The sequence below is a fragment of the Dongia mobilis genome (genome assembly GCF_004363235.1).
Taxonomy (GTDB): Bacteria; Pseudomonadota; Alphaproteobacteria; order Dongiales; family Dongiaceae; genus Dongia; species Dongia mobilis.
In genome coordinates this window covers 235,613-250,579 of the sequence record NZ_SNYW01000013.1, presented here as the reverse complement: position 1 = coordinate 250,579, position 14,967 = coordinate 235,613, and the positions used below count along the sequence as shown (strand labels likewise).

The window sequence follows — 14,967 nt, the reverse complement described above, 5'->3', positions numbered from 1 at the left end:
GCGGCGTCGACGTGGTCTTCACCTGGGACGCGACCACCAGCCAGCTCGTCGGCATGGCCGGCGGCACCGAGGTCATGGTGCTCACCGTCGACCAGACCAACGGCACGGTCAGCTTCCAGCTGAAGGCACCCGTCGACCATCCCTATGCCGATGATCCCTACAGCCAGGGCACCGAGACCGCCTTCGAGGACGAAATCGCCATCGATTTTGGCTTCACCGCCAAGGATTCCGACGGCGACACCGTCGAACATGCCATCACCATCCGCATCGATGACGACAGCCCGACCCTTGAGGCGGTGACGCAGGCCAGTGTCACGATCACGCTCGACGAATCCGTCGGCAAAGACGCCACCGACCCGCAGACGGCACCCGATGCCGACGAGCCGGCGGAAACCGGCGCCATCGGCACCCGAACCGGCAGCGTCACCAACCTGTTCCAGAACATCCAGTTCGGTGCCGACGGCCCGGGTGCGGCCACCGTCTACAAGTTGGTCCTCAAGGATTTCGGCGGGGCGGGCACCTCGATCGGTACCACCAACGTGCCGACCAATCTTTCGGTCACCGATCCGAACAATCTTTATGCCAGCGACAACATCGTCCTGGTCTCGGTCTCGGACTTCCAGGTCAATGCCTATGTCGGCAGCTATGACCCCGAATCCAGCAGCAACGTGCTGGCCTTCCTGGTGCGGGTCGATGGCGCGACGGGCGAGCTCACCGTCTCGCAATTCCTGCCGCTGGCCCACGACACCGACGGCAGTTCGGCGGCCGACCACGACGATATTCTCGACCTTGTGGTGGCGCGCGATGGCGGCATCTATGTCAGCGCCACAGTGTCCGATTACGACGGCGACAAGACGACCGTCGAGGCCCCGGCCCCGCTCGGAATCTCGTTCGAGGATGACGGGCCGAAGGTGCTCAGCGTCACCGATTTCCACGACAGCAACGTCACCGGTCCGTTCCTGATCGACGAGGACAATATCGGCAACGGCAACCAGGACGGCCCCGGCGACGATGCCGGTGGCGGTGCCACCTTGTACAAGGTCAATGTCGATTTCGGCAGCGACAACGCTGCCGCCCAGGCCTTCGCCTTCACCGGCGCCAGCGTCACCGCCAATGGCGCGCCGCTCGCAGATCTGAAGACGGCAGACGGCCAATCGGTGACCATTGGCATCCTCGCCAGTGGTGTATCCGGCCTGCCGGCCGGCTCGATCGTCGGCTTCACCGGCGGCGACATCAACAACTGGCAGAACTGGGTCTTTACCGCCACCCTCGACGCGCAGTTCGGCGGGGGCCAGTTCTCCCTGCTGAAGCCGCTCTATCACCCGCTCAACGATGATCCCGCCAGCAAGGATGCCGTGGAGACGGCCTTCGAGGACAACATCGTCCTGACGTTCGGGGTGCGAGTAACCGATGGCGACGGCGACTATGCCGACACCACCATCGCCATCGATATCGACGACGACAGCCCGGTCGCCCATGCCGACAATGGCGGCAATGTGGTCGAAACCACGAAGGTCGATCTCGGCACCGTGGCGGACTTCCTGCTGGCAAACGACAAGGCCGGCGCCGACGGGCTCAAGGATTCGGTGATCATCGGCAATGGCGGCACCGGTTCGCTGGGCGGCACACTGGAAATCATCAACGGCCATGTCTGGTACACGGCGCCGAACGTCCAGGACGACGCCAAGGAGACCTTCAGCTACACCATCACCGACAAGGACGGCGACCAGTCGACGGCGGACGTGTCGTTCAATGTCACCGATCGCGGCGGCGGCGATGGCTCGGTCACCCTGAAGGTGACCTCGCTGGGCGGCTTCGAGGATGACGAGAGCGCTCCGGCGGACCAGACTATTGCCGATCCGGTCGACCAACAGCTGACCTTGCCCTTCAACCTCAAGATCACGGTGATCGATGCCGGCGACACGGCCGATTTCATCGTCATCGGCGGTGTCCCCAGCGGCGCTGTGGTCAGCTATAACGGCACCGATCTGCCGGCGGCCGACGGCTCCGGCAACATCACCATCAACCGCGGCGAAGGCCATGACGACTTCCTCGATGCGCTGACCAGCCCCACTGGCGCCGATATCGGCGTCACCCTGGCCGAGCATGACGACCGCGATTTCACCCTGACCCTGAATGGCGAGGTCGACGACGTCGCCATCGGTGCCGGCAGCAAGGAAGCGATTGTCGATGCGGTCGCGGCCCAGCCCGCCTTCACGCTCGACCCGGCCGACCAGTCGAAGGAAGAGCCGGGCGCGCCCACGGCCAGCCAGTTCATCGTCACCACCGCGATTGCCTTCGCCGATTTCGCCGATGGCAGCGAAACCCAGTATATCCTCATCAAGAATCCGGGCGATGGCTGGAGCATCACCGGGGTCGAGAGCAACGGCACCGCGCTGACCTCGCTCGGCACGCTGCCGGGTTATGCCGGCTACACTGCCTATGCCGCCAGCGACCTTGCCGATAGCGGCAATGGCGCCGTGCCGCTGACCGTCACGGTCCAGGGCCCGGCCAATGTCGACAGCGACACGACCGAGCAGTTGGAGATCAAGGCGCTCGCCATCGACAGCGAAAGCGACACGGAATCCACCACCGTCAACAACAAGGCCGAGGCGACGCAGACGATCGACCTCAAGCTGACGGACCGCACCGGCGGCACCGATGACGTCAGCTTCGTCGGCCAGGGCCTGGGCGGCTACGAGGATGGCGAGGCGACCTCGCAGGGCCAGACGGACGTCGACGAGCCCGCGGACCAGCAACTCGCCCTCACCTTCAACTTCAAGGCGACCGCGACCGACCCGGGTGACCAGGTCGACCAGGTTAGCATCGGCGGCATCCCGACTGGCGCCAGCGCGGTCTGGACCGACGGCACCCACACCCTGACCTTCGGTCCGGGCTCGACTGTTGTCACGCCGACCAGCGGCGGCACCGGCACTGATGCTGCCCGCGCCGCCTTCCTCGCCGATCTCATCGACGGTGACGGCGCCGATCTCGTGCTGACGCTGGCCGAACATGATTCGCGCGACGTCACCCTCACCATGCAATCCACCATCGGCGGCACCGCGACCAGCGGTGACCAGGCCAGCGCCATCGTCGATGCGGTGGCGGCACAGCCGACCTTCGTTGGCACGGCACCGGCGGACAAGTCGTTGGCCGAGACCGGTGGCGCCAACACCTCCTTCACGATCGAGACGAATGTCGCCTTTGCCGACACGGAAGACGGTAACGAAAAGCAGTACGTCCTGGTCAAGATCCCGGGCGATGGCTGGTCGATCCCGCTGGTGATCGGCAACGGCCTGACCACGTTCTACGATGTAGATGCGCCGACCGGCATTCAGTTCGATGGCGCGGTTATCGGCTACCCGGGCCATATCGCAATCGACGTCACGGACATTGCCGGCCCGAGTTCCTTCAACGTGGTCGTCTTCGTCAATGGCCCGGCGGATGTGCTGCCAGCCGGCAGCAGCAAGACCATCGAGATCAAGACGGTGGCGATCGATGCGGTCGAGGGCCAGGACATCACCCCGGACAACAACGTGGCCGAGGCGGTGCAGAGCGTCACGCTCACCGTCACCGACACGGCACCGACGGTGAACCAGGTCCAGGCGACCATCCGCGTGGATGAGGATGGCCTTGCCGGCGGCAACACCGGTGCCGGCGACGATGCCATCGGCGACGACACCACCACCGATTCCGCGAGCTTCAGCGGCAATCTCAGCTATTCCAAGGCGGTCGATTCCATCACCGGCATCCAGCTTTGGACCGAAACCGGCGGCGCCGGTGGCACCGGCCTTGAAACTCTTGCCGGCGATCCGATCAAGACGGTGTGGGACGCTGCCAGCAAGACGCTGACCGGCTTCGCCGATCTTGACGACAACGGGGAGATGGATGGGGGCGAAAGCGCCGTCTTCACCCTGACCGTGACCGATCTGGCGACCGGTGCCTATACCTTCACCCTGCTGCAGCCGGTGAAGCATGCCGGCAGCGATCCGGCCTTCGAGGACGACAAAACCCTGGATATCAAGATCCAGGTCACCGATGACGACGGCTCGACCAGCAATATCGGCACCGTCTCGGTCAATATCGACGACGATACCGCGACCGCCCGCAACGACACCGACAGCGTCGGCAACCTGGCTTCCACCGAAGGCAACGTCATCACCGGCCTCAACACCACCAGCGGCGATACCGGCAAGGACAGCCTGGGCGCCGATGGAGCCCAGGTGTCGCGCCTTGACGGCCATGCCGGCAGCTTCGATGCCGATGGCAGCAACGGGTTCAGCGTCACTGGCCAGTACGGCACGCTGACCATGGATACCGCGGGCAATTACACCTATACCCGCTTCGGCAGCAACCCGCTCGAGGCCACCGACACCTTCACCTATACGCTGAAGGATGGCGATGGCGATGTGGTGACGGCGACCCTCACGATCGACATCAACGACAAGGGGACCTCGCTCGACGTTCCGCCGGCTGGCGGCGACAAGACCACGGTCTACGAAGCCGGTCTGCCGGCGCGTGGCCTGGAATCCGAGGGCTCCAACGCAGCGGCCGCGTCCGAGCAGGTGAGCGGCAGCTTTGCCTTCACGGCGCCGGACGGTCTCGGCTCGATCAAGATCGGCGACCAGACCTTCAACCTCGCGCAATTGCAGGATCTCAACGTCACGGCGGTCACCATCACCGGCGGCAGCCAGCCGGGCACCCTGGTGCTGAACGGCTTCGATGCCGGCAAGAACGAGATTTCCTATACCTATACCCTCAACGACAACACGTCGGGCGACAACACCAAGGACAGCTTCGCCATCGAGGTGATCGACAGCGACGGCGATAAGTCGAACGGCGCGCTGGAGATCAGCATCGTCGACGACGCGCCCGACGCGAAGAACGACACCGACAGCCTGCAGGAAGGGGCCGGCAACCAGGCCACCGGCAATGTCATCACCGGCGCCGGCACCACGAATCCGGTCGCCGGCAAGGATGTGGAAGGCGCGGATTCCGCCCTGGTCACCGCGCTGGTCGGCTTCGGCGGCAGCCAGGACGCCAACGGCGGCGACGGCTTCAGCGTCAACGGCCAGTACGGCACGCTGACGATGAACCCGGACGGTTCCTACATCTATACCCTGACCGCCGCCTTGGTGCCGGCCGATGCCTCTGAAACCTTCACCTACACCCTGACCGATGGCGATACCGACAGCGACACCGCCACCCTGGTCATCACCATCGACCAGGACACCCGGATTCCGTCCGTCGCCAACTCGCAGGTCCTGGTGGACGAGGAAGGCCTGCCCAGCCGTGCGGGGTCGCCGAGCGAGCCCGCCGGCACCGACGCGGCCGGCAATTCCGAGACCGATACCGGCAGCTTCCTCATCAACACCAATGGCGAGGTCATGACCGCGCTGGTGATCGGCGGCGTGCCGGTCAATCTGGCGGCACCCTTCCCGCAGACCCTGGTCGACAATGCCCAGGGCAAGCTGGTGATCGATGGCGTTACCAGCGGCGTCGGCGGCTATACCGTCGCCTATACCTATACGCTGAAGGACAACGCCGCCCACCTGCCGACCGTGCAGGGCAAGGACGACCAGGTCGACGGGCCGGTCTTCAGCGTGGCGGCGACCGATGCCACCGGCGATACCGGTTTCGGCCAGATCAAGGTGGTGATCAGCGACGACGCGCCGAAGGTGGAAGTCACGCTGAATAATGAATCCGTGCTTTCGCTGGTCACCAAGGACGCCAATACCGAAGGCCCGGCCTCGGACAGCGCCACCAGCGTCATCCTGCTCGGCAACCTGTTCTCGACTTGGACGGCCGACGGTGCCGACGGGCTCGGCGCACCGGCCAGCTTTGCCTGCCAGCTGGCGATCACCGCCACGCCGGTGGGCGGGCTGGTGGATTCCGGCCTCACCAGCAATGGCGCGGCGATCTATCTCTATGACATCGGCGGCACCATCGTCGGCTCGACCGCACTTTCGGCGCCGGCCACGGTGGATGCACCTAGCGTGGTCTTCAGCATCGCCCTCAACCCCGCTTCCGGCAACGCGCCCAAGCTGGTCCTCACCCAGCATCAGGAGGTCGACCACGACACGCCGGGGGTCAACAGCAATTTCGACAGCCAGATCGAATGGCTGCCCAATAACCTCGTCTCGCTCACCGGCACGCTCAGCGTCATCGACAGCGATGGCGACACGGCCAGCGACAGCAAGACCCTCGACCTCGGCGGGAATGTCGGCTTCGCCGATGACGGGCCCAATGCCGAAGCGCTGGGCTATGCCATTCCCTTCGCCACGCTCGACGAATCGGACGGCAGCGGCAGCGGCAAGGACGGCGTCAATCCCGGCACCATCTCGGCCGGCACCGTGGCAGCCCTGTTCGCGACGCCGGATTTCGGCGTCGACGGCCCCGCTGCCGGCGGCGGCGTCAGCTACAAGCTGAGCGCCACCGATGGTGCCGCGACCAGCCTGTGGCTGACCGGCAAGGGCACGTTCGCGGACATGATCAGGTTGGTGAAGGTCAGCGACACGCTGTTCGAGGGTCGCGAAGGCGGTGCCGGCGGCACGCTCGCCTTCAGCATCTCGATCAATCCGGCGACCGGCGAGATCACGGTGACCCAGCACGAGACGCTGGAACATGGCGATGACGGCTCGCTTGCCTCCGGCAAGCATGACGATTTCCTGCAGCTCGGCACCAGCATCTATGTCGTGCAGCGGGTCGAGGATGGCGACGGCGATTTCGACGAGGCCGTCAGCAACCAGCCGCTGCTGATCGAGTTCCACGATGACGGCCCCGACGCCACGGTGAAGGACGCGACCGGCAGCCTGGTGCTGGACGAATCCGACGGCACCGGCTCCGGCAATGACGGCAAGGCGAGCGGCACCATCGCCGGCGCCGACCTGTTCAACGCGCCGCAATTCGGCGCCGACGGCCCGGCGGCCACGAACCAGGTCAGCTACAAGCTGAGCGCCACCGACGGCGCCTCGACCGGCCTCTGGCTCACCGGCCAGTCGGACGCCGCCAGCGAGATCAAGCTGGTCAAGATCAGTGACACCCTGTTCGAGGGCCATGTCGGCGGCATCGACAACGACGATCCCGCCTTCACCATCTCGATCGATCCCGCGACCGGTATCGTCACGGTGACCCAGCTGAAGGCGCTGGAGCACACCCAGGACGGCGCCGCCATCGAAGGCAAGCACGACGATGCCGTGTCGCTCGGTGCCGCCATCCATGTGGTGCAGCGCATCGAGGACGGCGACGGCGATTTCGACGAGGCCACCAGCCAGAACGCGCTCGCCATCAGCTTCCAGGATGACGGCCCGCTGGCAGTCGACGACGATTTCGGCTCGGTCACCCATAACCTGTCGCCGGTCTATCTCGGCAACATCCTGACCCAGGGCACGGATGACGGCTTCGGCGCCGACGGGCCGGGCACGCCGCAGATCACCGATATCGGCTGGTCCGGCTGGACCACCAGCGGCGACGGCATCACCGGCTGGACCATGACCAGCGGTGCCGGCACGATCAGCGTGGCGCCCAATGGCGACGTCACCTATACCGGCATCCCCGGCTTCTTCAACAACACGGTCAATTTCGTCTACACGATCAAGGACAAGGACGGCGACGTCGATTACGGCCAGGCGAGCTTCTACGTCGCCGGCGACCCGGCCGACGGCACCACCAGCGGCAGCGTCACGGTGGACGAGGACAGCAAGCCCAACCAGTGGGACAACAACCTCGGCAACGACACGCCGGTGGCGAAGGCGGTCAACATCGTCTTCAACCAGGTGGGCGACACCGACGAGGTGCCGCAAACCGTCACCATCAAGGACCTGCCCGCCGGCGCGGTGCTGAGCTACACCAAGGACAGCGATGCGAGCAATGCCAGCTTCACCGGCGATGGTGCCACCGACCTCACCATCAGCTGGGCCGAGGCGCAGACCCTGAAACTGACCCAGCCGCAGAATGACAGCGGCAACGACTACACCATCGACTACACCGTCCATGCCAAGGACAGCTCGAGCGGCGAGACCGCCGACATCCCCGGCCAGATCACGGTCGAGGTCAATGCGGTGGCCGATCTGCCGACGGCGCTATCCGGCAGCTTCGCCGGCAAGGGTGCCCCGGGCCTCAACGTCAACCTGACCGTCAACGGCTCGTTCGACGACGTCACCGACGGCTCCGAGCGCCATTTCCTGCTGGTGAAACTGCCGGGCGGCGATTGGGACGGCGGCAGCGATCTCTACACGGCCGAGGCCCTCGGCGCCGGCAATCCCTATGGCGTGCTGCCCGGCACCTATATCGTGGTCGAGGTCACCGGCCAGCTCGGTGCCGGCGATCACGATGCCAGTGCCGTCGTCAGCGTCGCGGTGCCGGCGGCCTTCGCCGGCAGCAGCATGAGCTTCCCGGTCTTCGCGGTTGCCATCGACAACGAGCCGCTGTTCGATCCGATCGGTCCCGGCGAGATCGACGGCGACAACCTCGCCGTGCGCGAAAGCGTGGTCGATCTGGACGTCGCCCAGAAGCCCAGCTTCACCGTCAACACCGTGAAGCTGGACGAGGACGGCCTCGCCAATGCCAATGGCAACCAGCCGGGCAATGGCGATGACGACCAGGATGCGGGCGACAGCGGCGACGGCCTCGACGATCCGCTCGGCCCGCGCGGCACGGAATCCATCTGGCAGCAATCCATCTCGGTCGACTGGAACGGCGATGTCGGCGCGCTCGCCATCGGCTTCGCGCAGCAATCGGGCGGGTTCATCCAGGACGGCAGCGGCAATTTCGTCCGCACCGCCGAGGGCGACCGCATCACCTGGTCGGCCACCAACAATGCCGGCACCACCGAGATCGTGGCTTACAAGGAAGGCGGCAATTCCAACGACCCGGTCTTCACCATCACCCTGACGCCGAACGGCGTGCTGACGGTCGAGCTGCTGAAGCCGCTGCAGCACGAAAGCGGCAATCTCGAGAACAATCTCGGCTTCCCGCTCTGGATCACGGCCACCAACATCGCCGGCGAATCGATGCAGTTCGCCTCGGTCGATGTCGATGACGACATGCCGGTCCTCACCCTCAACCCGGACGCCACGGCCGGAATCATCGTCGACGAGAGCAATCTCGGCCTCGACGGCAAGGGCAATTTCTCCGGCCTCTTCACGCCCAGCTTCGGCGCCGATGGCGGCGGCTCGGTCGGCAATTACACGCTCGGCGTCAAGGAGCAGGGCGTTGCCTCCGGCCTCACCGACACGGCGACCGGCCAGCCGGTCTTCCTGTTCCTGGTCGGCGGCCAGGTCATCGCCAAGGCCGGCGCCGACAAGGACGCGGCCGAAGCCGGCAGCACGGTGGTCTTCGTGCTCTCGGTCAATGCCAATAGCGGCGAAGTGACGCTCGACCAGCAGCGCGCGGTCGTGCATCCCGATGCCGCCAATCCTGACGACATCAAGCCGCTGGCCGCAGCCGACCTCGTCACTCTCACCGCCACCGTGGTGGACAAGGACGGCGACACCGTCCCGGCGACCGCCGATATCGGCGACCGCCTGCTGTTCAAGGATGACGGCCCGGCAGCCAATGACGACGGCGTGCTCAACATCACCACGCTTGGCGTGCCGGTGGCCGGCACCAACCTGCTGACCAACGACGCTGCCGGCGCCGATGGCGGCAAGACATTGGTCGGAATCCGCCTCGGCGGCGAGGCCGGCGTCTACACGCCGGTGGGCGTCGGCGGCACCGACATCCAGGTGAAGGCCGATGGCAGCGAGGGCACGCCGGCGATCGGCACCCTCCATGTCAACCCGGACGGTTCCTGGACCTTCACCCAGACGGTCGGTTCGGAACTCGCGAACCTCACCTTCTCCTACCAGATGAAGGATGCGGACGGGGATACCGATACGGCCAGCTTCGCGGTCAATCTGGACAGCGTGCCGACCATCACCGTCACCAACCTGACGCCGCAGACGCAGGGCGGCGAGGCACTGGTGGACGAGGACTGGATCAGCGGCGGCAATCTGGACATCCCGGCCTCGACCGGCGACGATGCCGGCTTCAATACGGCCCAGGGCCTGTGGTCGACCAGCAATGGCGACCCGACCGTCACCGTCACGGTGGACGGCATCGACAGCGGCACCACGCAGACCGGCGCCACCACCTTCGACGGCACGCCGATCCTGTGGTTCAGCAGCGGCAGCAGCCTGCCCGCCACCCTCGAGGGCAGGACGACGGCCGGCGGCGACGTCTATTTTACCCTGACCATCAACAGCAACGGCACCTGGAGCTTCACCCTGCTGAAGCCGGTCAAGCATGGCGGCATCGACAGCGAGGATCCCAACGTCCTCCTCAATGCGGTGACGCTGAAGGCGACCGATGCCGATGGCGATGAAGCCACCGCGCAGATCAGAATCGCCATCGACGACGACATGCCGGTGGCCAATGACGACGGCCTGCTGACGACGGTCGACGACAATGCGGCGGGCGTCACCATCGGCACCGTCGCCGGCATCCTCGGCAACGACAAGTTCGGCGCCGACGGTGCGGATAGCGGCGACATCGTGATCGGTGCCGGCGACAAGGGCGGGTCGGTGGTCATCATCGGCGGCAACCTGGTCTATACCTCGGCCACCAATGTGACGCCGGGTGCGACGGTCACCGAGACCTTCACCTACACGATCAAGGACGCGGATGGCGACACCGAGACGGCGACGTTCTCGGTCAACCTGACCGACACCAAGGCGACCTTCTCGCTGGCCCCGGCCAACGCTTCGGTCGACGAGGAAGGCCTCGGCGGCGGCAATGCCGGCGATTCCTACCTCGACGGCAAGGATCTCGCCGGCCAGGCGGTCTCGGTCAGCGGCCAGGCGCTCAACATCAATTACGGCACCGATACCCCGGGCACGGTGACTTTCGACGCCGGCCAGCCGGGCCTTGCCGGCATCGCCACCAGCAACGGCACGCCGGTCAATTTCGTGGTGCTGAACGGTGGCACGCTGCTGATCGGCTATACCGGCGGCGTGGTGCCGACCGGTACGGGCGACGCCCAGGTGGTGTTCCATGCCGCGCTCAACGCAGCGGGCACCGGCAGCTATGACTTCACCCTGAAGCAGGCGCTGAGCCACCCGACCGCCAATACCGAGGACGACAAGACCCTGACCTTCGCCATCACGGCGAAGGATGCCGAGGGCGAAGGCTCGTCGGCGACCTTCACGGTCACGGTCGACGACGACGCGCCGCTGGCCAATGCCGATACCCGGACGATGGACGAGCAATCGACCATTACCGGCAATGTCTATGGCGTGGCCGGCGCCGGCACCGGCGATGTTGCCGACGCGATCGGTGCCGACGGCCCCAATGCCGGCGGTGCCGTCATCAGCGGCAAGTCGGTCAACCTGGCCGGCGGCACGGTTTCGGTCGATGCCGATGGCGAAGTGATCACGGGCCAGTACGGCAATCTGACCCTGAAGTCGGATGGTACCTATTCCTACCAGGCCGGCAGCATCTCCGGCGGCGACAAGCAGGACGTGTTCGAATACACGATCAAGGATGCCGACGGCGACACCAAGACCACGACGCTGACCATCAACGTCAACGACCAGATCAACTTCGTCCCCGACGCGGTCGATGACGTCAATGACACCAGCAGCACGCCGCTGGACTACCAGCTGATGCTGATCCTCGATTTCTCGGGTTCGATGGACGAGATCGTCTCGACGCCGGAAGGCGACAAGACCCGCCTCCAGATCGCGCGCGATTCGCTGATCAGCCTGCTGGAGCAGTACAAGAACTCGACCAGCGGCACGGTCAGCGTGAAGCTGATCGGCTTTGCCGAATACACGCCGTTCAGCGCCCAGTACCTGGCCGGCAGCAACTCGGCCTTCGCCACGGTCGATGCCGCGATCGCGGCCCTGCAGGCGGTGACGCCGTTCCAGGGCAGCGGCAACACCGATTATGACGACGCGCTGTGGCTGGCCAAGCAGGGCATCGACGATCCCAGCTGGCAGAACTCGGTCACCGGCTCGCTGGAGAGCAAGGTCTACTTCGTCTCCGACGGCCGCCCGACCTCGTCCGACAGCACCAGCCCCTTCGGCGGCACCGGTGACGGCAGCAACCAGGTCAATGACGGCGAAGAGACCATCTGGCAGAACTCGCTGCAGGCCAAGGGTGTGCAGGCGATCGCGGTCGGCGTCGGCGCCGACATCGCCGGCGACGCCTCGGCGCTGGCCCAGCTCGGCCAGGTCGCCTATACGCCGGGCGGCGGGGCCGACACGCCGGTGATCACCGTCACCGACGAAAACCAGCTGACCGCGGCGCTGGGCTCCACCGCCCCGGCCCCGATCAACGGCTTCCTGCTGGCCAACGACATCGTCAACCCGGCCGATCCGCTGGCCTCGCCGAAGATCTTCAACCTCACCATGGTCGACGATGCGGATACCGATTTCGTCTCGCAGACCTTCGACGCCAATACCTGGACCATCGTCACCAATAACGGCACCTTGGTGGTGGACCGCACCGACGGCAGCTATGACTACACGCCGAAGGCGGGGTCCGAGGGCAAGTCCGACAGCTTCGTCTACACCATCAAGGACACCAATGGCGGCGACCAGGATTCGGCCACGCTAACCATCAACATCAAGGCCGCACCCGTCATCACCTCGGATGGCGGCGGCGCCACGGCGGCGATCAACGTGGTCGAGGGCACCAAGGCGGTGACCGACGTCAACGCCAGCGATGCCGACACCGCGCAATCCGGCCTCAGCTACAGCATCATCGGCGGCGCCGATGCGGCTCTCTTCGACATCGACAGCGTCACCGGCCAGCTTTCCTTCAAGAACGCGCCGGATTACGAGAACCCGCAGGATGCCGGGGCCGACAACAACTACAACGTCACGGTCAAGGTGACCGATGGCGGCCAATCCGATACCCAGGCCATCACCGTCACCGTGACCGACAAGAACGACGTGGCGCCGGTACTCTCGATCGGCGGCAGCACGATCCTCATCACCGAGGATTTCTCGTCGGGCAATTACAGCGGCGGCAGCGGCTGGAAGGGCAGCTGGACCGAGAACGACAACAACAACGCGACCACGGGCGACGTCTACATCGCAAAGGACGGCGGCAACAACGCGCTCTTCCTCTATGACACCGATGACGGCGCGGATTCGGTGCAGCGCAGCGCCGATCTCTCCGGGGCGACCTCGGCCACCATCTCGTTCGACTACCGCAACGTGATGAGCGCCGGCGGCGAGACGGTGCGGGTGCAGATCTCCAAGGACGGCGTCACCTTCGACGACCTCCTGGTCCTCGACGAGAACAACGACGACGCACCCTATGCGACCTTCACCAAGGACATCTCGGCCTATATCTCCGGCAACACGACGATCCGCGTCATCGCGGATAGCGAGCTGGAGAGCAACGACCAGGCCTGGATCGACAACATCCAGATCAGTGCGGGTGCGCCGGCGACCAACCATGCCACCACCTTCACCGAGGGCGGCGGCCCGGTTGCCATCGCCTCGGTGCTGAGTTCGGTGACCGATGCCGACAGCGCCAATATGGCCTCGGCCAGCATAGTGCTGACCAATGCCAAGGCGAACGACGTCCTGGCGGTGGGTGCCTTGCCCGCCGGCATCACCTCCAACATCAATACCTCGGTGCCCGGCCAGATCACCGTGACCCTGACCGGTCCGGCCAGCAAGGCGGCGTTCGAACAGGCGATCGAGGCGGTGACCTTCAACAACACCAGCCTGACGCCCGACACCACGCCGCGCAATATCACGGTCACGGTCAATGACGGGGTGGCCAACAGCAACACGGCGACCACCACCATCACGGTAGTGGATGTCGTCACGCCGCCGCCGCCCCTGCCGGACGGTGTCGAAGTGCCGGGCTCGCTGCCGACGCAGAACGCGGTGCCTGTTGCGACGCCGCCAAGCACGGACTCCAAGATCACGGTCTCGGGCGATACAACCGGCAACGGCAATAACAACTGGTACTACGACAACGATGACGGCAAAGACGCAGCAATATTGAATGGTGCTGGCGGCAACGACCGCCTTGAGGGCAATGCTGGCGACGACACGCTGATTGGCGGGTCTGGCAATGACTACCTCGACGGCGGTAGTGGCAATGATGACATGTCCGGCGGTACCGGCAACGATACCTATCTTGTCGGCCAGAGCGGTGACGATATCCTCGAAAATTCCGGCGAGGGCACTGACATCGTCTTCCTCAGCAACAACTCCAATTACACCCTCGCAGCCAATGTCGAGAATTTGGTCCAGACCGGCAATGGCAGCATCACGCTCACCGGCAATGCGCAAAACAACGAGATCTATGGCGGTGTCGGCAACAACACCATCAATGGCGGCGACGGCAACGACTATATCGATGGCGGTTCCGGTACCGACACGCTGAATGGCGAGGCCGGCAACGACGTCCTGTTCGGCAACGTGAGTGACGACACGCTGAATGGCGGTGCCGATAACGACATCCTCTTCGGCCAGGCCGGCGACGATACGCTCAATGGCGGCGACGGCAATGACGTGCTGGTGGGCGGCATCGGCAATGACAAGATGGATGGCGGGGCCGGCAATGACGTGTTCGTCGGCGTCGAGGGTGTCGACCTGGTCAATGCGTCGATCGAGGGCGGCACGGGGACCGATCTGGTCGACCTCTCCGGCCTTGCCGTCTTCAACTCGGCTGCCGCGGCGAACATCAAGAACGTCGAAATCCTGTCGTTCGAGGGTGGCGTCAACACCAACATCAGCCTCAGCTATGACGACGTCATCGGCATGACCGACAGCGACCATGTGCTGGCGATCCGTGGCGATGCGTCCGACAATTTCGACACCACCGGCTGGACCTCGGTCGCATCCGGTGTTGCCGGCGATGGCGGCCGCACCTATACGGTCTTCCAGCAGAACGGTGCCGACGGCGTCGCCACCGTCTATGTCGAAAGCGTCATCTAGGTCGGCAGGATACCGAACCGAC

General features: G+C 65.2%; 1 protein-coding gene. It reads left to right on the top strand.

The features are described from left to right. Window positions 1–11: 11 nt before the first annotated feature. Window positions 12–14,945, top strand: a complete 14,934-nt coding sequence (locus A8950_RS18160; protein ID WP_208109926.1) for a DUF5801 repeats-in-toxin domain-containing protein — start codon at window positions 12–14, stop codon at window positions 14,943–14,945. The last annotated feature ends 22 nt before the right edge of the window (window positions 14,946–14,967 follow it).